This is a genomic window from Streptomyces sp. NPDC001927 (assembly GCF_053594455.1).
Genome location: NZ_JBSFEN010000001.1, coordinates 602,458 through 622,838 on the forward strand (window position 1 = coordinate 602,458; position 20,381 = coordinate 622,838).

The window sequence follows — 20,381 nt, forward strand, 5'->3', positions numbered from 1 at the left end:
GGTCGTCCAGTACAACTGCTGTCAGGCGCAAGCCGAATGGTAGTGCGAGATAGTGTGCCGCTGACGGTGCGTACACGGGGGCGAGGCAGGAGATGACACTGCGGGACGGGGATCCGCGGGCGATCGGTGGGTATGCCCTGATCGCCAGGCTCGGATCCGGCGGGATGGGGACGGTGTACTCGGGGCGGGCCGCTTCGGGCCGGCTCGTCGCGGTCAAGCTGGTGCACCAGCAGTTCGCCGACGACCCCGAGTTCCGTACCCGGTTCCGGCAGGAGGTGGCGGCCGCCCGGCGGGTGAGCGGGGCCTTCACCGCCGCCGTGGTGGACGCCGACCCGGACGCGGAGCGGCCCTGGATGGCCACCCAGCTCGTGCAGGGGCAGACGCTGGGCGCGCGCGTGAAGGCGGACGGGCCGCTGCGCGGGGAGGAGTTGCGGGGTCTCGCGCTCGGTCTGGTGGAGGCGCTGCGCGAGCTGCACACCACCGGGGTCATCCACCGCGATCTGAAGCCGGACAACGTGCTCCTCACGGACGACGGGCCGCGGGTCATCGACTTCGGGATCTCGCGGGCGGCCGGGCAGAAGACGCTGACCTCGACCGGCCAGATCCTGGGCACGCCGCCGTACATGTCACCCGAGCAACTGTCGGCCCCGGCACGGGTGCAGGCTTCCTCGGACGTGTTCTCGCTGGGCTCCGTGGTGGTCTTCGCGGCGACCGGACGGGGGCCCTTCGACGCGGACTCGCATTACATGACCGCCTACCGCGTGGTGTCGGAACCGCCGGAGATCGGCGCGCTGACCGATCCGCTCCGGGCCGTGCTCGCAGCCTGCCTGGCCAAGGAGGCGGCCGACCGACCGGGACCGGACGAGCTGCTGGCCGCGCTTGCGGCGATCCCGGCGGTCGGCTGGGAGTCTCCCGTACGCGAGGGGAAGGCCGAGGAGACGGGATCGCCCTCGGACGGGCCACCGACCGAGGACGCCGGGGGTCCGCCGACCGGAGACGCCGGCGGACCCCCGACCGGGCCGGTCAGAGACATCGCCTCCGGCGCGAACGCGAGCGCGGGCGCGGTAGCCGTGCGGCGGCCGCGGTTCCGCCGGCGCTCCCTCCTCGCCCTCGCGCTCGTGGCGTCACTGCTGGCCGGCGGCGGGGTCTACGTACGGTACTTCCAGCCGGACGGCGGTCCGCGGGACGACGCCAAGCCCCCGTCCCAGGGCGCGACGCGCCCGCCCGCGCAACCCGCCGCCAACGGGACGCTCCCCCCGTACGTGGCGACCGACGGCGGCAGCCCGGCCGGCAACCGGGCGTACGCGGACTCGCCCGCCCGGCGCCCCGCCGGCTGGCGGGCCTGGAACGGCGGGAACGACATGGGGGCCTGCGTGTACGCGGACTCCTCGCTGGTGTGCACGGCGCCCGGCCCCGAGGCCGGTTCGGACGACACCCTCAGCCGGTTCGACGCGGCGACCGGCGAGCCGCTGTGGGGGCAGCTCCTGGAGGACGTCGTCGACGGGCAGAGCCCGCTGGTGGCTCCCGGAGCCGTCGCCGGAAGCCACACGGTGATCGTGCTCGGCAGGGGCGGGTTCACCGCCCACGACCTCTCCGACGGCGCTCCCCGCTGGCAGTTCCCCACCAAGAAACGGCTGGGGCGACCGGTCCTGGACGCGGACGGCAGCCGGGTGTTCGCGGTCGACGCGTCGGGCACGGTCACCGCGCTGGAGACCCGGTACGGCAAGGTCCTGTGGCAGCGGACGGTGTACGGCTCCGAGGACGGCCACCCGGTGCTGCGGGTCGCGGCGGACCGGGTGTACGTACAGGGGCGGTCGCAGAGCACCGGCACATTGGCCCACAGCTCCGTGACCGCCCTCGACGCGTCGACCGGGAAGGAGCTGCCGTTCGGGACTCCCGAGGACGGCACCCGGTTCGCGCTGCCCGGGACGTGCGCGCCGCGCGGACTGACGCTGGCCCAGGACGAGGGCCCGGGCCCTGCCGAGGGCGAGTCCGACACCGGGTCCGCGGACGGGGCGACCGTCTTCCTGTGTGCCAAGGAGGACGGGACGGGTGTGCTGCGCGGTGATCCCGCCTGGCGGCGGACCACGGACCTCCGGTACGCCGGTACGACCCTGTCCGGACCGGCCTCGGCCGGGGCCAAGGTGTACCTCCTGGCGGCCTCGCCGAAGGGCGAACCGGCCTTCGTCGAGCTCGACCAGAAGTCCGGCGAGGCCGTGTGGCGGGTGCCGCTGGCGGAGGAGTGCCCCGGACTGAAGCGTGCTGAGGCGGCGAACGCGGTGGTGGTGACCGAGGGGCTCGCGTACGTACGCTGCACGACCTCGGGCGTGGTGATCGACCTGGTCTCCCGTAAGAAGACCGGCCGGTTCACCGTCCCGCGCGGTGGCGTCCCCACCGGCCCGGACGGCCCGGCCGGCTTCCTGGTCGTGGGCGGAGTGGTCTTCACCCCGACCACGAAGGGCTGGTCCGCCGTCGAACCCACCCGGGCCTAGACCCGGGTGGGGCCCAAGAGGGTCAGGCGACGGGCTGCTGCTGCGTGACGCAGTGGATGCCGCCGCCGCCCGTGCCGAGGCGGTCGATGTTCAGCTGCTCGATGACACGGTCCGGGTAGAGCCGGGCCAGGGTCGCGCGGGCGGCCTGGTCGGCCTTGGTGTCACCGAAGTGGGCGCTGATGACGGCGCCGTTGCAGAGGTAGAAGTTGGCGTAGGAGGCCAGGAAGTCCCGGTTGGTGGAGCGGATCTTGTTGTAGTCCGGGCCCTGGAGCTTCATCGTGTCCATGGGGACGCCGCTCGCGGTCGTCGAGGCGGACAGGATGCTGAACTGCTGGCGGGCGTCGCGGGCGTAGGCGTCGTTGTCCGAGGCCAGGGGCATCTGGACGAGGGCCTCACCGGGGGCGAGGAAGCGGGACGTGGCGTCGACATGGTCGTCGGTGATGTCCTGGCCGCGGACGCCGTCGAACCAGATCATCTTGGAGGCGCCGTACGCGTCGAACAGCGCCGTCTCGATCTGGCGCTCCGTCATCCCGGGGTTCCGGTTGCGGTTCACCAGGCTGCTGCGGGTCGCCATGAGGGTGCCCGCGCCGTCCTGCTCGACGGCGCCGCCCTCGCCGACCAGGTCGGCGGAGGTGAACGGGACACCGACCCAGGCGGCGATCCGCCCGGCCACCAGGGCGTCCTTGGCGTGGGCCTGCTTGTTGCCCCACCCGTTGAAGTTGAGGCCGACGGCGTCCAGGCCGCCCTGGCCGTCCGTACGGAAGACGGGTCCGGTGTCGCGCATCCACGCGTCGTCGACGGGGATGGAGCTGAGGACGGTGACCGAGGAGCCGCACTGCGAGCGGGCCTTGGCGGCGCTGCCGGAGTTGGCGCACATGACGACAGGTTCGTACTTGGCGATCGTCCGGGCGATCAGGGCGATGTCCGCCTGGACGCCGCTCAGCTTGTTGCCCCAGATGGAGGTGGAGTCGGGCCAGGCCATCCAGGTGCGGGCGTGGCGGACTTCCTCGTTGGGGACCCGGAAGGTGCCGGCGGCCGCGCGGGCCCGGCCGAGGTTCGTCGTCGTGGCGAGGGCGGCGCCGACGGCGGTCGCGCCGGCGGCGACGAGGAATCCTCGCCTGTTCAGGGATCGCGTCACTTCATCCTCCTGTGTGGGGGTGTGCCTGAGGGGACGACAGCTCCAGGCGAGCGGCCGCGATCCCGTCCGGGTTCCAGCCGGGGCGCGGTACGGAGTCCAGGAGCAGCCGGGTGTACGGGTGGTGCGGCGCGGCGAGCACCTCGCTGGTGGCGCCCGCCTCGACGACACGGCCGCGGTGCATGACGAGGACCTCGTCGGTGACGCACCGGACCACGCCGAGGTCGTGGGTGATGAACAGGTAGCCGATCGGGGTCCGTTCGCGGATGTCGGCGAGCAGATTGAGGATCTGGGCCTGGACGGACACGTCGAGGGCGGCGACCGCCTCGTCCAGGACGAGGACGGCGGGTTCGACTGCGAGGGCGCGGGCGATGGCGACCCGCTGACGCTGGCCGCCGGAGAGCTGCCGGGGCAGCGCGTCGGCCGCGCGGGTGCCGAGGCCCACCTGGTCGAGGAGCTCCCGGATGCGGGGCTCGGGGTCGCGGTCGGGGAAGTGCAGCCGCAGGGTCTCCCGCAGGACCCGTTCGACGCTGGTCCTGGGGTCGAGGGAGAGGTACGGGTCCTGGAAGACCATCTGCACCTCGCGGGCCCGGGCGAGGCGCTGTGCCCGGCCGCGTACCCGGGCGGGCCTGGCCCGGCCCCGTACCCGTACGTCTCCGGCGTCGGCCCGCTCCAGGCCCACGACGATGCGGGCGGTGGTGGTCTTGCCGGAGCCGGAGCCGCCGACGATGCCGAGGGAGCCGCCCTCGGGCAGGGTGAACGAGACGTCGTCCACGGCCCGTACGGTGCCGAAGGTGCGGCTCAGGCCGGACACGCGCAGCAGGGGTTCGGTTTCGGATTCAGGCATCGACGACCGCTCCTTCTTCGGCGAGCCGGTCGCTGTGGTGGCAGGCGGCGAGGTGTTCGGGCCGGTCGGGGGCCGGCCGGCGGTCCGGGGCGGTTTCCCGGCAGATCCCGGTGGCGAGGGGGCAGCGGTCCGCGAAGGCGCAGCCGGGCAGGGGGCTGCGCAGGTCGGGGGGCTGTCCGGGGATGGCGGAGAGTCTGCCGCCGGGGGCCGTGAGGCGGGGCGTGGAGGCGAGCAGGGCCGCGGTGTACGGGTGGCGGGGGCGCTCGAAGAGGGCTTCGGCGGGGCCGGTCTCGGCGATCCGCCCGGCGTACATGACGTAGACCCGGTCGCTGATCGCCGCCGCGAGGTCGAGGTCGTGGGTGACGAAGAGCAGCCCGGTGCGGAAGCTCGCGCGGAGCCGGGCGAGAAGGGCGATCACCTCGGCCTGGGTGGTGACGTCGAGCGCGGTGGTCGGTTCGTCGGCGAGGAGGAGGGCGGGGTCGCCCATCAACGCGGCGGCGATCACGACCCGTTGCAGCATGCCGCCCGAGACCTGCGTCGGGTACTTGTGGAGGGTGGCCGCGTCGAGGCCTACGGCGCCGAGCAGTTCGGTCGCCCGGGCGGTGGCGGTCGGCCCGTCCATGAGCCCGGTCGAGCGGACGCCCTCGGTGAGGAAGTCCCCGATGCGGCGAAGCGGGTTGAGGGTGGCGCGCGGGTCCTGGAAGATCATGGCGACGGTGCCCGCGCGCAGGGCGCGCAGCCGGTCGGCGGTCGCGGTGAGGACGTCGCGGCCCTCGACGAGGACGGTGCCTTCGGTGGTGGCGCCGGGCGGCAGGAGCCCCAGGGCGGCGCGTGAGGTGAGGGACTTGCCCGAGCCGGACTCGCCGACGAGAGCGACGGTCTCCCCCGGTCCGACGGTGAGGTCGACGCCGTCGAGGACGGGCCGGGCGGCGCCGGGCAGGCCGAGGCGCAGGCCCCGGATGTCGAGCGTGGGCACGGGCGGCTCGGACGTGGCCGAAGTCGACTGGGTCATGGTGCTCATCGGGCTCTCCTGGCTACGCGGTCGGCCCAGCGCTCTCCGACCACGTTGAACGCGACGACGGTGAGCACGACGAGGACGCACGGCAGGATCGCGGAGAGCGGGTAGCCGTGCTGGATCGCGGTCTGGCCGTCGAAGACCATGCGGCCCCAGTCGGGCGTCAGCGGGGGCACGCCGAGGCCGAGGAAGGACAGGCCGGCGAGGTCCATGAGGGCGTAGCCGAAGTTGATGGTGGACTGGGCGAGGACGACGGGGGCGATGTTGGGCAGGATGTGGCGCAGGCAGATCTGGAGCGCCGAGTGCCCCTGCACCTGGTAGGCGCTGACGTACGGGCGGGCCCGTTCGGCGAGGACGAGGGTGCGGGTGAGCCGGCTGACGTACGGCAGGTAGGCCAGGCCGAGCGCCGCGACGGGGGCGAGCAGCCCCTCCCCGTACACCGAGACGACGAGGATCGCCAGGAGCATTCCGGGGAAGGCGAAGACGAGTTCGGTCGACCGGGACAGGACGGAGTCGAGCCAGCCGCCGCGCCAGGCCGCGGCGGTGCCGACGGCCACCCCGGCGAGGGTGGAGAGCGCGACGACGCCGAGCGGACCGAGCAGGGAGGTACGGGCGCCGAGCAGGAGCCGGGACAGGGTGTCGCGGCCGGCGGTGTCGGCGCCGAGCGGGTGGTCGGCGGAGGGCCCGGCGAGGGCGGCGCCGAGGTCGACCGCGTTGGGGTCGTGCGGCGCCAGCCAGGGCGCGAGCAGCGCCGCGAGGACGACGAGCCCGACCACGCCCAGGCAGACCAGGTGGAGGGGTGAACGGCCGGAGCTCGCGGTGATCTTCGCGAGTCCGGGGCGTCGGGTGAGGACGGCGGTCATGCGGTGGCCCCTCTCGTGCCGAGGGTGATCCGGGGGTCGACGAGGGGCAGCAGCAGGTCGACGATCAGGTTCACGGCCATGAAGAGGGCCACGATGATCAGGGAGACGGCCTGGACGGTCGGGAAGTCCTTGGTCGTGGTGGCCAGTTCGAGGAGCTGTCCGATGCCGCCGATGCTGAACGCCGTCTCCACGAGGACCGTGCAGACGAGGAGCGTGGAGACGATCAGGCCTCCGGTGGTGAGCACGGTCCCGAGCGAGTTGCGCAGCACATGGCGCCGGATGACCTGGCGTTCGGGGACGCCCCGGCTGCGCGCCACGGTCACGTGCTCGCTGTCGAGGGCGTCGAGCATGGCGGCGCGGGTGACACGGGCGAGCATGCCGATCAGGTAGAGCGCGAGGGCGATCGCGGGCAGGGTCAGGTGCCACACCATGTCGAGGAAGCCGTCGCCGGCGCCGCCGCTGGGGAACCAGCCGAGCCTGACCGCGAAGAGGCCCTGGAGCAGGACGGCCGCGACGAAGGACGGGGTGCCGACGGCGAGCGCGGTGGCGACGAGGACGGTGGCGTCCGTCCTCCCGCCGCGTACGGCGGCGACCTTGCCGAGCATGAGTCCGACGATCACGACGACGGCGAGCGCCATGGTGATCAGCAGCAGCGTGGTGGGCAGCCGGTCGGCGAGCAGCCGGGAGACGTCGGTGCGGTAGGTGAGGGACCGCCCGAAGTCGCCCTGGACGATGTCGCCGAGCCAGCGGAGGTAGCGCTCGGCGAACGGGTCGTCGAGGTGGTAGCGGGCGTTGATCGCGGCGAGCGCCTCCGGCGAGGCGGAGCGCCCGGAGAGCAGGAAGCTCGCGGGGCTGCCGGGCGCCAGGTACATGGCGCCGAAGACCACGAACGAGGCGACGAGGAGGGTGGCCGCCATCTCGGCGACCCGCCGTACGGCGAACCTGAGGAAGGCGGGGAGGGCTACGGATCTCAAGGCGCGGCCCCCGGCTCGGTCCGGTCGGCGCCCGTGGCACCTTCGCCGGAAGCGCCCACGTCCGCGGCCCACGGGTAGTACATGTAGGCGATGGTGGTCGGGGCTCCGGTGATCCTCTTGTTGAGGAAGAGGGCGGTCGGCCACTCCGCCACCGGGATCCACGGCAGCTGCTCGGCGGCGTGCCGCTGGAGCTCGCCCTCGATGCGCAGACGCCGGTCCTGGTCGTAGGTGGCGGTGGCCTCCTCGACGATGGCGTCGTACCGCTTGTCGCTGTATCCGGCGAAGTTGAGGTACGCGCCGGTCCTGAAGTTCGTCAGGAAGTCGAGCGGGTCGGTGATCGAGTCGTAGTAGGTGAGCGGGAACATGTCGATGCCCTCGCGCGCCTCGGGGTCGGTGAAGAGCGCCGTGAAGGCGTTGGGGGCGACGGACTTGAGCTCGATCCGCAGCCCGATCTCGCTGCCGGCGGCCTGCACGGCGGTGGCGAGCAGGGAGACGTCCTGGCCGATGGAGCTGGTGGCGACGGTCAGGGTCTTGCCGGTGGCGCCGGCCTCCTTGACGAGCGCGCGGGCCTTCTCGACGTCCCGTTCGGTGGGCGGCAGTCCGGCGAAGGCGGCCTTGCGCACGTCGGGCGAGCCCGCCGCCCACGCGGCGCGCGTGGTGAGGGAGCTGGTGGCCGTACCTGCGCCGCCGAGCCCGGCCTTCACGAACCCGGAGCGGTCCAGGGCGAGGGAGAGCGCCTGGCGTACGCGTACGTCGCCCAGCGCGCCGCGCATGTTCGTGATGCCGAGGTTGACCGTACTGAGGCCCTCGCCGAACCAGAGGGTGCCGACGCCGCTGGTCTTGAGCCGCCCATAGCTCTCGGTCGGGATCAAATAGCCGCCGTCGGCCTCGCCGCTGAGCAGCGCGTTGGTCCGGGCGGAGGGGTCGGTGAGGAAGCGGAAGACGACCTTTCCGGCCTTGGCGCGGGTGCCCTTGGGGCCGCCCCAGTAGCCGTCGAAGCGCTTCAGTTCGAGCGACTGCCCCTTCTGCCAGGTGCCGAGCGTGAACGGGCCGGTGCAGGCGAGGCCGCCGGAGGTGCCGTAGTCGGCGCCGGCCGCGGTGACCCCCGCCTTGGAGGCGACGACACCGGCGGCGGTCGCCATGTACTGCGGGAACTGCGAGTCGGGCTTCTTCAGCTTGACCGTGACCTGGAGCGGGCCGGTCTTGTGGATGGAGGCGACGTTCTGGAAGTTCTGCGCCCAGGCGGCGGCGTTCGCGGGATCCGTCTGCCGGCCGAGGCTGAAGACGACGTCGTCCGCCGTCATCGTCCGGCCGTCGTGGAACCGCACGCCGCTCCGCAGGTCGTACACCCAGGTGTTCGGGTCGGGGTTGGTGGCCTTCTGCGCGAGTCCCGGTTCGAGGGTGAGCCCGGGCGTCCAACGCATCAGGCTCTCGCAGACGTTGGAGAGGATCGTGTTCTGCGGGTAGTCGAACGCCATCGTGTAGTCGAGCGTCGGCGGTTCCGCGTAGACGGCCCAGGTGAAGGAGTCGATCTCCCCCTTGGGCTCGGGCGTACCGGCCGAGAGCGCGAACGAGGCACCGGTTCCGTCCGCCCCGGCACGGGGCGGACCGGCGCAGGCCGCGAGGCCGGTGAGCACGGCGAGCGAGGCGAGGGCCGCGAGCGCGGTCCTGGCCTGGCGGCGTCCTGGGACGCGGGGAGGGGGCGGTGCGGTGCTCATCGTCGCGCTCTCTTTCGGTACGGCAGTCGGTACGGCGAGGGGAGGAGTGCCGAGGGGTACGGAGGGAGGGGTGAGGATGCGGCGGGGGCGGTGCCCCAGGGGGCTCCGCGCGGAGGCTGGGCCGGGGACGGGCCCCCAGGGGCTGCGCGGAGAGGCCTACGCGCGGGGGCGGGCCGCCGGGAGCTGCTGGGTGATGCAGTGGACGCCACCACCGCCGTACGCGATCACCGGAGCCGGGACTCCGACGACCTTGCGGTCCGGGTGGGCGGCGGCGAGCACCTCCATGGCGGCCAGGTCCTGCGGCATCCCGGCCACGGGGACGACGAGGCCGCCGTTGGCCAGGTAGTAGTTCAGGTACGAGACCTCGATCGGGACGCCGGCGACCTCGCCGAACGCGGTCTGCGGCACGTCGACGATCTCCAGGGCCCGGCCCCGGGCGTCGGTGGAGACCTCCAGGACGGCGCGGTTGGCGCGCATCCGGGCGTAGTCGGGGTGCTCGGGGTCCGCGGGCAGGGACACGACGACCTTGCCGGGCGCGGCGAAGGCGCAGACGCCGTCGACGTGACCGTCGGTCTCGGTGTCGAGCAGTCCGCCGTACGGGAGCCAGATCACCTTCTCGACCCCGAGCCGCGCCTTCAGCTCGGCCTCGATCTGGTCCCGGGTCAGGTCGGGGTTGCGGTTGGGGTGGAGCAGGCACTGCTCGGTGGTGATGAGGGTGCCCTCGCCGTCGACGGTGATCGCCCCGCCTTCGAGGATCATGTCGGAGGCGACCCGGTCGACACCGAGGTGCTCAAGGAGCAGGGCGCTGATCCGGTCGTCGGAGTCGTACGGGTGGTGCTTGCGGCCCCAGGCGTTGAAGCGGAAGTCGACACCGGCCCGGTTCCCGTCCCCGTCCAGGACGAACAGGGGCGCGGAGTCGCGGAACCAGGAGTCGTCGAGGGGCAGTTCGACGACGGTGACGTCGTCACCGCAGTGGGCGCGGACGTCGTCGCCGAAGCCGGGCGGGGCGACCATCGTGACGGGCTCGAAGCGGGCGATCGCACGGGCGACCTCGGAGTACTCCCACTTCACGGCGGAGAGGACGCCGCTCCACAGGTCCTCGCGGGTGGGCCAGGCCATCAGGCAGCCCTCGTGCTCGTCCCACTCGGCGGGCATACGGAAACCGGTCATCAGGGTCTCTTTTCGGTCGTTGGAGAGGATCGTGGCCCTAACTGAATTTTCAGTCAAGACTCTGGACAAGAGAAAGCCGGGAGAACGGAGAGGAAATAGGTGCGTCAGGTACGTCAGGTGCCTCAGAGGAAGTAGAGGCGGTTGAGGGAGATGGAGTCGGCCGGCTCCGAGCGCAGGGGCGCCCCGTCGAGCGTCACGAGGCCGGTGCGGCCGTCGACCTGTACGTCTCCGGTACGGGAGTTGCGGAGCATGTCGGCCGGTCCGATGCCCCGGGTGCCGCGTACGGCGACCCGGCGACGGCGGGTGGCCAGGGCGTCGTACGGCCGGCCGGAGGAACCCGACTCGGCGGCGGCGCGGCTCACGAACGCCACGGAGAGGTCCGCGGGCGCGGCCCCGTGAGCGCCGAACAGCGGCCCGAGGACGAGCGGTTCGCACGTGTCCGTGGCCGCGTTGGGATCACCGGTCACTCCGTACGCGGGGAAACCGTTCTTGACGACCATCTGCGGCTTGGCGCCGAAGAACGGGGGCCGCCAGAGCACGATGTCGGCCATCTTGCCGACCTCGATCGAGCCGATCTCGTACGCGAGGCCGTGGGCGATCGCCGGGTTGATGGTCAGCTTGGCCATGTAGCGCAGCACGCGCGCGTTGTCGTCGTGCGCGCCGTCGCCCTCCATCGGGCCCAGCTCGGCCTTCATCTTCCCGGCCATGGCGAAGGTCCGGCGTACGGTCTCGCCGGCCCTTCCCATCCCCTGCGCGTCGGACGAGGTGATCCCGATCGCGCCCAGGTCGTGCAGGACGTCCTCCGCCCCCATCGTCCCCGCCCGGATCCGGTCCCGCGCCATGGCGGCATCACCCGGCAGGTCCGTCTTGAGCGCATGGACGGAGACGATCATCCCGTAATGCTCGGCCACGGCATCACGGCCGAACGGGAGCGTGGGATTGGTGGACGAGCCGATGACGTTCGGCACGCCCGCCATCTTCAGCACGTTCGGTACGTGCCCGCCGCCGCAGCCCTCGATATGGAACGCGTGGATGGTCCGCCCGTCCAGAACCTTCAACGTGTCCTCGACGGACAGACACTCGTTCAGGCCGTCACTGTGCAGCGCGACCTGGACATCGTGCTCCTCCGCCACCCGCAGCGCGGTGTCCAGGGCCCGGGTGTGGGCGCCCATGTCCTCGTGGACCTTGAACCCGGACGCCCCGCCCTCGGCGAGCGCCTCGACCAGCGGCGCCGGATCCGAGGACGAACCCCGCGCCAGGAAACCGATGTTGACCGGCCAGGCGTCGAACGCGTTGAAGGCGTGCTTCAGGGCCCATGGCGAGTTGACGCCGACGCCCCAACTCGGGCCTATCTCCTGCCCGATGATCGTGGTCACGCCGCTCGCCAGGGACGCCTCCATGATGCGCGGCGAGAGCAGATGCACATGGGTGTCGACGGCTCCGGCGGTGGCGATCAGCCCCTCCCCCGGGATCATCGTCGTCCCCGTGCCGACGACCACGTCGACACCGTCGAGGGTGTCCGGGTTGCCCGCGCGCCCGATCGCGTGGATCCGGCCCTCCCGGATCCCGATCGAGACCTTGCGGATGCCCAGGACCGCGTCGATGACCAGCACGTTGGTGATCACCATGTCGCAGGTCTCGCGGACGGCCGCGGCCTTCAGGTGCATCCCGTCGCGCGCGGTCTTCCCGAAGCCCGCGAGGAACTCGTCCCCCGGCTGCTGCGAGTCGGACTCGACCCGGACGACGAGCCCGGAGTCGCCCAGGACGACCCGGTCGCCCGCGCGTGGCCCGTGCACGGCGGCGTACTCGTGCGGGTCGATGTGGCGGCTGCGCCCGGGGGCGCAGTGGTCGCCGTGGCGGGTCGGCCGGCTCATGCCCGTACCCCTTCCGATGCCGAGGTGTCGTGGGTGGGTTCCGAGGCGTCGCAGACCGGGGCCGCGCCGAGATAGCCGCAGGCCGCGGCGCGGGCCAGGGCCCTGAGCCTGGCGCCCGGCGCGTCGAGCGGGCCGTCGACGAGCCCGGCGAAGCCGGTGACGACACGCGCCCCGCCGATGGGGACGAGGCCCACCTCGACGGTCTGGCCGGGGTCGAAGCGGGTCGAGGAACCGACGGGGGCCGCCTGCCGCATGCCGTAGGCGGCGGCGCGGTCGAAGTCCAGGCGCGGATTGGCCTCGAAGAAGTGGAAGTGCGAGGTCACGCTGATCGGCACGGTGGCCGTGTTGCGCACCCTGAGCGTCACGACCGGCTCGGGCACGGCGAGAGTGTCGGGGCCCGGCAGTACGGCTCCGGGGGCGCCGTCGTTCCTGTCCAGGGCGCCGAACGGCTCGGCGACGGCGGCGAGCCGGCTGCCGTCGTCGAAGACGGCCTCGACCTGGATCTCGGTGACCACGTCGACGACGCCGGGCAGCACGTCGTCCGGGCCCAGGACCGAGCGCCCGCGCTCGATCGCCTCGGCCAGGCGCAGCCCGTCACGGGCGGCCTCGCAGACCGTGTCCGCGATGAGGGCGGTGGCCTCGGGGACGTTGAGCCGCAGACCGCGCGCGTGGCGGGCCCTGGCCAGTTCGGCGGCGGTGAACAGCAGCAGCCGGTCCCGCTCGGTGGGCGTCAGTGGCATGTCGACCTCGCGTACGTGACGTACATGGGTTGTTCCTTCCTCCCCTGCGACGACGACGGCGGGGAGAGAGCGAGGGGGTCCGGGGCTTCCGTGACGCGGCCGGCGCGGCTCGAATCCGTCCGAGGTGGGCGACCGGGCCGGTGGGGCCCTGCGATGAACTCACTGTGGCACTGACTGAAATTTCAGTCAATAGTTGAGACGCACCTCGGCCACCTGGATGAAGTACACGATCCGAAGGTGGCCCTACGGCTGCCGAGGTGGCGCTACGGCTGCCGCAGCCCGGCCAGCTCGACCTCGACGGCCTCCGACATGAGGGTGCGCGCGTGCTCGATCGCGAGGCCGCCGCTCAGCCAGCGCATGCTCAGGCCCTCGAGCAGTGCCGTGAGCCGCTCGGCGGCCGCCGCGAGCGTGACCGCCGGCGTGAGGGGCTGCACCTGGCCCAGGAGCCCGGCCACCTCCTGCACCCAGACCAGGGTCGCCCGGGCGAGGTCCTCGCGCAGGACGGGGTCGAAGACGGCGCTCGCGCGCAGCTCGCCCCAGGCCGTGCTGTTCTCCCGTACCTCGGGGGTGTCCTGGAGTTCGAGGAGCAGGACCTGGTCGAGCTCCTCGCGCGGGCTCAGCGGCTGCGCGTCGACGTCCTGCGCGGTGGTGTAGCGCTCGGCGCGGTCGTTGATGAACTCCAACGTGTGCCGAAGGATCCCGGTGCGGTCCTTGAAGTGGTAGTAGATCAGACCGGTGGAGACGCCCGCCTCTTCGGCCAGTTCCTCCACGCGGAGCCCGCGGACGCCACGCCGGGCGATCACCCGCGCGGCCGCTTCCAGGATCTGAGTACTACGAGATGCCATGCGACGAACCCTATCCGCACCGGTCGGCCCGGGCGTAAGCCCTTCCACCAGCCCCGGCGTCCGTCCTGACATCAGCCCTGGCGTCCGTACTGACTCAGGACGAGCGTGACGGGTCCGGGGCCGGAGGCGCCCTCGACAAGGCGCGCGACGACGAGCCGCCGGCCGTCGGCGCTGCGGACGCAGAACGGCCGCTCGTCGGCGAGCTCTTCGTACGGCAGGCTCGTGACCGGTTCCGCGTCGATCCCGCGCTCGCAGTCGGCGGGGCCGAGGGCGTACCCCGAGGCGATGAAGGCGTCGGCGTCCTCGGGCAGCACGAACCCGCCCTTGTCGCGAGCGAGATACCAGGCGGCGGTGTCGGCGGGCGTCACCTTCCCGGCCGCCAGGTCGAACTCGTAGCCGTCGTCGGGCGCGGTCAGCTCCACGTCCGCGTAGCCCGGGGTGTACGCGACGCCCGAGGCGCCGCCGCCCGGGTCGCCGCCCAGCCAGTACACGGCCCCGGCTGCCACGACGAGCGCGGTGAGGACGGCGGCTCCGACCGTCAGCGCCGTACGGCCCCGCCGGGATCTGTGGCGGTCCCGGCGCGCGACCGTTCCGCCCGGCACGTCGCCGCTCGTCGCGACGCGCTCCGTGGGGATCGGGACGGCCGGGACCACAGGGGCGACCGGGGCCGCATGGACGGTCGGGGCGGCCGCCCCGCGCATGACCTCGCGTCCGACCGCGCCGAACTCGGGTGCGGCGCCGACGGCGGGGTGGGCGCGGACGGCGGCGATCAGCTCGGCGGGAGTGGGGCGCCGCTCGGGCGCCTTGGCAAGGCAACGCCCGACGATCTCGCGCAGTTCCTCCGGTACGCGCGAGAGGTCGGCCGGCTCGTGGACCACGCGGTAGAGGGCCGCCGACTCGGGCCCCGTCCCGAAGGGCAGGGCGCCGCCGGCCACGTAGGCGGCCAGCGCGCCGAGCGCGAAGACGTCGGTCGCGGGCGTCACGGCGTGCCCGAGGGCCTGCTCGGGAGCCATGTACGCGGCGGTGCCGATCCTCAGGCCGGTGCCGGTGAGCCCGGTGGCGTCGGCCGCGCGGGCGATGCCGAAGTCGATGACGCGCGGGCCGTCCTCGGCGACGAGGACGTTGGCGGGCTTGAGGTCGCGGTGGATCACTCCGGCCGCGTGGATGACCTGGAGGGCCTCGGCGATCCCGGCGACGAGCAGCAGCACCGTGGGCGCGGGCAGCGGGCCCCGGCTCTCGACCACCTGCTGGAGCGAGGGGCCCGCCACATAGGCGGTGGCGAGCCAGGGGACGGCGTCGTCGGCGCCGGCGTCCACCACCTGCGCGGTGAACAGGCCGTGGATGCGGCGCGCGCTCGCGACCTCCTGGGCGAACCGCCTGCGGAACTCCGGGTCGGCCGCGAAGTCCTCCCGTACGACCTTCAGCGCGATGGGGCGACCGCCCGGTGTGTGGGCGAGGTAAACCACGCCCATGCCGCCGGAGCCGAGCCGGGCCTGGACGCGGTAGCCGCCTATCTCGTGGGGGTCGTCGGGGGTCAGCGGCGGGTGGACCGGCTGCGCCACGGGCGGCTGGGTCGAGGACATGGGCGGCTCTTTCGGCGGTACGGAACGGCGAGGCCGATGGGGCGCACGGCACGCCCTGCGCCTGAGGGTGCCTGTTGACTAAAGTTTCAGTCAATCTCAGTGGTCCGATCTCGGACCCCGATGAAGGAGCACACGATGGCGGAGCGCAGGGCGGCGGAGCGCACGGCGAAGGGCCGGAAGACGGCGATCCTGGAGGCCGCGGCCCGGGTGATCGCACGCCGTGGCGTGCGCGGGCTGCGGATGGAGGAGCTGGCCGCAGAGGCCCGCGTCTCCAAGGCCCTCGTCTACTACCACTTCGCGGACCGCGCCGACCTGTTGCGCCACACGCTGCACTTCATCGTCGACCGGGCCGAGCGGTACACCCGCGACGGACCGCTGGAACGCCGCCTGCTCCGGGAGCTCCAGGACACCCCCGAGGTACGGGAGAACAGCACCGCCTGGGCGGAGCTGCGGGCCAGCGCCGTCTTCGAACCTGAGCTGCGGGAGGAGCTGGCGCGGGCCGGCCAGGACTGGATCCGGGAGATCGCCGACCTCCTCGGCCAGGCCGACCCGGCGGCCCCGGACGCGGCCCTGGTCGCCGCCGCCGAGCGGCTCACCGTGCTCCTGGAAGGCCTGAGCACGCGGTGGCTCATCGGCCTCCTGCCGGTCGGCCACGCCTCGGAGCTCATGCGCGGCGCGATCGCGGCGGAGGTCGAGGGGCTGCGCAGACCCGAGACGCGCACCACGTGCACGGTCGCCTGAAGAGACACAGCCGCGCAGCGCCAGGAACACACGTCTGCATTTGACTGAAAATCCAGTCAGTGCCACAGTGGCGCCACGGCCACCCCCACTCACGCCTCTGCCCCAGCCGTCTCCACGGCCGCCATTCGCGTGAAGCCAAGGCCCGCGATCTCCGCCGCCGCGCCGCGTCACCGCGACCCGTCAGGCCGCCGCCGGATAGTCTCGCCAGCCCACGAACGGAGCACGTTGTGTCCCACTTCATCCCCTCCCGCCGCACCGCCCTGCGCGCCTTCGCCGGGATCGGCGCCGCCCTCGGCCTCGGGGCCACCGCCTGCGGCCCCGACGGGTCCGTGAGCGCGGGTTCGACCACCGCGCCCTCCCGCACCCCGGCCGCCGGCGGGGAGCGCCGCTTCGGCGCCGAGTGGGACAGCCACACGCGTACGTTCATGTCCTGGCCGGCCCTCGCCTCGGTCTGGGAGGACGACCTGCCCTACGTACGGGAGGACATCGCCCGCATCGCGCGGGCCGTCGGGGAGTACGAGGAGGTCGTGATGATGGCCCGCCCGGAACAGGTGGCGGCGGCCCAGCGGGCGTGCGGATCGCAGGTCGAGGTCATCCCGCTCCCGGTCGACGACCTGTGGGCCCGCGACACCGTCCCGGTCTTCGTCGAGGACGGCGGGGAGCTCGTCGGGGTCGACTTCAACTTCAACGGCTGGGGCAACAAGCAGGAGCACACCAACGACTCCCAGGTGGGCCGGAAGCTGCTCGCCAAGTACGGCATCCCGCGCGAGGTGGCGCCGCTCGTCGCCGAGGGCGGCTCCTTCGAGACCGACGGCGAGGGCACCCTCCTCGTCACCGAGAGCTCGATCGTCAACGACAACCGCAACCGCGGGAAGAGCCGCGACCAGATCGAGGACGAGCTCATCGAGACCCTCGGCGTGGAGAAGGTCGTCTGGCTCGCGGGTGTCCGGGGCGAGGACATCACCGACGCGCACGTGGACAGCCTCGTACGCTTCGTCGCGCCCGGCGTGGTCCTGCTCGACCAGGCGCACCCCAACACTCCTGCGGACTCCTGGTCCCGCTCGGCCGACCAGGCGCGGTCGGTGCTCAGCAAGGCGACCGACGCGCGGGGCCGGCGCTTCGAGATCATCGACCTTCCGCAGCCCGACCTCGACAAGATCACCGGCGAGGGCGACGACTTCGTCTCCACGTACGCCAACTTCTACGTCGCCAACGACTCCGTGTTCCTGCCCAAGTTCGGCGACCGGAAGGCCGACGCGCGGGCCAAGGCGATCCTGCAGGAGCACTACCCGAAGCGGGACGTCGTGCAGCTGCAGATCGACACCATCGCCTCCGGCGGCGGCGGAATCCACTGCGCCACGCACGACCAGCCCGGAAAGCCCGCCGCCTGACCGTGTCCGGACGACGACCCCACCCGCGGCCCCGCGGCGGACTCCTCGGCGCGCTGCTCGTGCTCCTCGCCGTCGCGGCGGCCGTCGCGTGCGGGTTCTGGCTCCAGTACGGCGAACGCCAGGACCTCGACACCCGTTACGCGGCGGGTGGCGAGGCTCCCGACCGGATCGACATCGACGCCACCGTCCAGCGCGTCGACGCCACCGGCCGGGAGCTGACCCTGCGGATTCTGGTCACGCCGCGCGGCGCCCTCGCCGAGGCGGGCGGGCTCTCGCCCGCCGAGGACCTGACGCTGCAGACCTCGCCCGCCGTCCGCGGCGACCTCGCCTTCCCCGCGCACAGCCGCATCGCCACCGTCGACGTGCCCGTCGCGCTGTCGGGCGGCCCGATCACGGACTACCCCTTCGACAGCTACGACACGGAGCTGGAGTTCGCCGCCGTGCAGGGCGGCGAGAGCGTGCCCGTACGGATGCGGCTGTCCAACGGCGACACCCTGTTCTCCCTCGCCGCCGACGCCTCGGAGATCCGCGGCGCGGCGGTCTTCTCGGTGGAGGCGGCACGCTCGGGCAGCGCGCTCGTCTTCGCCGTGTTCATGATGGTGGCGATGTGGGCCCTGACGGTCGCCGTCCTCATGGGCGGCTGGTATCTCGTCCGCCGCCGCAAGGGCCTGACCTGGCCGGCCCTGGGGTGGATGGCGGCCACGCTCTTCGCCCTGGCCGCCTTCCGCAACACGGCACCCGGTGCCCCGCCCATCGGCAGTCTCCTCGACTACCTCGCCTTCTTCTGGGCGGAGATACTGATCGCGTTCTGCGTGATCGTGGTGGTCGTCCGCGCCGTACGGGCGGAGGGCCCGGCGGCGTCCGACCCCCTGACCGAGCCGTAGAGCCTCAGCCGGTCCTGTCGAGGAGTCGGCCGGCGGGAGCGGCGAGGCTGCCCCGGTCGGCGATCCGCTCACCGCGCAGCCAGGTCGACGTCACAACGCCGTGCAGCGTCCGGCCCGCGTACGCCGTCACCCGGTTACGGTGCTCCAGCTCCGCCGGGTCGACGGTGAACGTCGCCTCCGGGTCGAGCACGGCGAAGTCGGCGTCGCGGCCCACCTCGATCGCGCCCTTCCGGTCCAGGCCCGCCAGCCGGGCCGGGGCCTCCGACATCCAGCGGACGACGTCCTCCAGGCTCCGGCCACGGCGCCGGGCCTCGGTCCAGATCGCCGGCAGACCCAACTGGAGCGACGAGATACCGCCCCAGGCCGAGGCGAAGTCCGGCGTCTTCAGATCGGCCGTCGACGGCGAGTGGTCGGAGACGATGCAGTCGATCGTCCCGTCGGCCAACCCCTCCCACAGCGCGTCCTGGTTCGAGGCCTCGCGGATCGGCGGACAGCACTTGAACTCGGTCGCCCCGTCCGGCACTTCCTCCGCGGTCAGCGTGAGGAAGTGCGGGCACGACTCGACCGTGATCTTCACTCCCTCCGCCTTCGCCGCCCGGATCAGCGGCAGCGCGTCCGACGACGAAAGATGCAGCACGTGCACGCGCGCGTTGAGACGGCGCGCCTGATTGATCAGGTTCTCGATCGCCGTGTTCTCCGCGTCGCGCGGCCTCGACGCGAGGAAGTCGGCGTACTTCTCCCCCGCCTTCTGCGGCGCCGCCGCCAGGTGGTGCGGGTCCTCCGCGTGCACGATCATCAGGCCGCCGAAGCCCGCGATCTCGGCCAGCGAGTTCGCCAACTGCTCCTGGTCCAGCTGCGGGAACTCGTCCACGCCCGAGGGCGACAGGAAGCACTTGAAGCCGAAGACACCGGCGTCGAAGAGCGGACGCAGGTCCTTCACGTTGTCCGGGAGCGCGCCGCCCCAGAAGCCGACGTCGATGTGCGCCTTCGAGCAGGCCACCTCCTGCTTGATCCGGAGGTGCTCCACGGTCGTCGTCGGCGGGAGCGAGTTCAGGGGCATGTCGAGGAGGGTCGTGATCCCGCCGGCCGCCGCCGCCCGGGTCGCCGTCCAGAAGCCCTCCCACTCCGTGCGCCCCGGGTCGTTCACATGCACGTGGGTGTCGACGAGGCCCGGCAGGACGACGTCGTCGCCGACGTCCTCGAGGCGGGCGCCGGCCGGTACCTCGGCGTCGTACGGCAGCACACCGGCGATCGTCCCGCCGGAGACGGCGATCGACGCGGGGCGCGTGCCCTCCGGGGTGATCACGCGGGTCGAGCGCAGGACGAGCTGTACTTCGGGCAACGGACGTTCCTTTCCTGGTGGTTGGCGATCGACGGAGTCAGCGACGCGGCTGCGGGGGCCAGTTGACGATCCGCTTCGGGCGCGGCTGCGCGTAGGTGCGGACCTTCGACGTCGACAGGCCGAGGCGGACGAGGGACTCGGCGATGGTCACGGCCGCGCTCACCCCGTCGACGACGGGGACGCCCGTGCGCTCCACGACGCGTTCGGTGAGGCCGGACATGCCGCCGCACCCCAGGCAGATCACCTCGGCCCGGTCGTCCTCGACGGCCCTCGCGGCCTGTTCGACGATCGCGTCGACCGCCCCCTTCTCGTCCCGCTCCAGGTCCAGTACGGCGAGCCCGCTGGCCCGCACCGAGGCGCACCGCGCGCTGAGGCCGGCCGCATGAAGGCGCTCCTCGATCAGCGGGACCGTACGGTCGAGACTGGTGACGACGGAGTAACTCCGGCCCAGGAACTGGGCGGTGCTCGCGGCCGCCTCGGTGATGTCGACCACCGGAACGTCGAGCAGCTCCTGGAGGCCTTCGCGGCCGTGCTCGCCGTAGCCCGCCTGGATCACGGCGTCGAAGGGCTCGGGGTAGGCGCGGACGGTCTCCATCACGGCGATGGCGGCCAGGTAGCTCTCGTAGTTGCCCTCGACGGACTCCGCTCCGAAGGCGGGGGTCAGCGGGACGATCTCGGTGCCGGGCGAGGCGGCGCCGGCGGCCTGCTCGCCGATGGAGTCGGTGATGGACTGCGTGGTGTTGACGTTGGCGACGAGGATGCGCATG

Annotated in this window: 17 protein-coding genes; 4 read left to right on the forward strand and 13 right to left on the reverse strand. The window is 72.7% G+C overall.

What is annotated here, in order from left to right; translation table 11 throughout:
- Positions 1-164 precede the first annotated feature (164 nt).
- Positions 165-2,492, forward strand: a complete 2,328-nt coding sequence (locus ACWCO8_RS02510) for a protein kinase domain-containing protein (protein ID WP_451030552.1) — start codon at positions 165-167, stop codon at positions 2,490-2,492.
- Positions 2,493-2,514: 22 nt separating this feature from the next.
- Here ACWCO8_RS02510 and ACWCO8_RS02515 read toward each other — a convergent pair whose 3' ends face one another.
- The 11 genes from ACWCO8_RS02515 to ACWCO8_RS02565 all read right to left on the reverse strand — a co-directional run bounded on the left by ACWCO8_RS02515 (position 2,515) and on the right by ACWCO8_RS02565 (position 15,256).
- Positions 2,515-3,630: an agmatine deiminase family protein gene (locus tag ACWCO8_RS02515; protein ID WP_362012559.1), complete on the reverse strand. Its 1,116-nt coding sequence runs from the start codon at positions 3,628-3,630 to the stop codon at positions 2,515-2,517.
- Between the two features lies 1 nt (position 3,631).
- Positions 3,632-4,474 carry an ABC transporter ATP-binding protein gene (locus ACWCO8_RS02520; RefSeq protein WP_451030553.1) on the reverse strand — a complete coding sequence of 281 codons (843 nt, stop codon included), beginning with the start codon at positions 4,472-4,474 and terminating at the stop codon, positions 3,632-3,634.
- Entirely contained in the window at positions 4,467-5,495 is a 1,029-nt protein-coding gene (locus ACWCO8_RS02525; RefSeq protein ID WP_451030554.1) for an ABC transporter ATP-binding protein, read from the reverse strand. Before ACWCO8_RS02525 ends, ACWCO8_RS02520 begins: the two co-directional genes overlap by 8 nt.
- On the reverse strand, positions 5,492-6,352 hold the full coding sequence (locus tag ACWCO8_RS02530; RefSeq protein WP_362012551.1) for an ABC transporter permease: 861 nt from the start codon (positions 6,350-6,352) through the stop codon (positions 5,492-5,494). Before ACWCO8_RS02530 ends, ACWCO8_RS02525 begins: the two co-directional genes overlap by 4 nt.
- Positions 6,349-7,326 (reverse strand): ABC transporter permease, encoded by a 978-nt coding sequence (locus tag ACWCO8_RS02535; RefSeq protein WP_451030555.1) that lies wholly within the window; start codon positions 7,324-7,326, stop codon positions 6,349-6,351. The genes ACWCO8_RS02530 and ACWCO8_RS02535 overlap by 4 nt, the downstream gene beginning before the upstream one ends.
- Positions 7,323-9,044 carry an ABC transporter substrate-binding protein gene (locus ACWCO8_RS02540; protein WP_451030556.1) on the reverse strand — a complete coding sequence of 574 codons (1,722 nt, stop codon included), beginning with the start codon at positions 9,042-9,044 and terminating at the stop codon, positions 7,323-7,325. Before ACWCO8_RS02540 ends, ACWCO8_RS02535 begins: the two co-directional genes overlap by 4 nt.
- Before the next feature lie 156 nt (positions 9,045-9,200).
- Positions 9,201-10,214, reverse strand: coding sequence for an agmatine deiminase family protein (locus ACWCO8_RS02545; protein ID WP_362012544.1), 1,014 nt, complete (start codon positions 10,212-10,214; stop codon positions 9,201-9,203).
- 122 nt (positions 10,215-10,336) lie between these two features.
- Positions 10,337-12,088: an urease subunit alpha gene (locus ACWCO8_RS02550; RefSeq protein WP_451030557.1), complete on the reverse strand. Its 1,752-nt coding sequence runs from the start codon at positions 12,086-12,088 to the stop codon at positions 10,337-10,339.
- Positions 12,085-12,828 (reverse strand): urease subunit gamma, encoded by a 744-nt coding sequence (ureA, locus tag ACWCO8_RS02555; RefSeq protein WP_451030558.1) that lies wholly within the window; start codon positions 12,826-12,828, stop codon positions 12,085-12,087. Before ureA ends, ACWCO8_RS02550 begins: the two co-directional genes overlap by 4 nt.
- Before the next feature lie 263 nt (positions 12,829-13,091).
- Positions 13,092-13,673, reverse strand: a complete 582-nt coding sequence (locus ACWCO8_RS02560) for a TetR/AcrR family transcriptional regulator (protein ID WP_451030559.1) — start codon at positions 13,671-13,673, stop codon at positions 13,092-13,094.
- A 71-nt stretch (positions 13,674-13,744) separates the two neighbouring features.
- On the reverse strand, positions 13,745-15,256 hold the full coding sequence (locus ACWCO8_RS02565) for a serine/threonine-protein kinase (RefSeq protein ID WP_451030560.1): 1,512 nt from the start codon (positions 15,254-15,256) through the stop codon (positions 13,745-13,747).
- A 135-nt stretch (positions 15,257-15,391) separates the two neighbouring features.
- Between ACWCO8_RS02565 and ACWCO8_RS02570 the strand changes: the two genes are divergently transcribed.
- The 3 genes from ACWCO8_RS02570 to ACWCO8_RS02580 all read left to right on the forward strand — a co-directional run bounded on the left by ACWCO8_RS02570 (position 15,392) and on the right by ACWCO8_RS02580 (position 18,272).
- A complete protein-coding gene (locus ACWCO8_RS02570) occupies positions 15,392-15,997 on the forward strand; it encodes a TetR/AcrR family transcriptional regulator (RefSeq protein WP_451030561.1) in 606 nt (201 codons plus the stop codon).
- A 227-nt stretch (positions 15,998-16,224) separates the two neighbouring features.
- The gene (locus tag ACWCO8_RS02575) at positions 16,225-17,388 is read left to right on the forward strand and encodes an agmatine deiminase family protein (RefSeq protein WP_451030562.1); all 1,164 of its coding nucleotides are present in this window, start codon (positions 16,225-16,227) and stop codon (positions 17,386-17,388) included.
- Positions 17,389-17,390: 2 nt separating this feature from the next.
- Entirely contained in the window at positions 17,391-18,272 is an 882-nt protein-coding gene (locus ACWCO8_RS02580) for a DUF4436 domain-containing protein (protein ID WP_451030563.1), read from the forward strand.
- Positions 18,273-18,276: 4 nt separating this feature from the next.
- Here ACWCO8_RS02580 and allB read toward each other — a convergent pair whose 3' ends face one another.
- Positions 18,277-19,614 (reverse strand): allantoinase AllB, encoded by a 1,338-nt coding sequence (gene allB, locus ACWCO8_RS02585; protein WP_451030564.1) that lies wholly within the window; start codon positions 19,612-19,614, stop codon positions 18,277-18,279.
- A 37-nt stretch (positions 19,615-19,651) separates the two neighbouring features.
- The gene (locus ACWCO8_RS02590; RefSeq protein ID WP_451030565.1) at positions 19,652-20,380 is read right to left on the reverse strand and encodes an aspartate/glutamate racemase family protein; all 729 of its coding nucleotides are present in this window, start codon (positions 20,378-20,380) and stop codon (positions 19,652-19,654) included.
- Position 20,381: the final 1 nt, after the last annotated feature.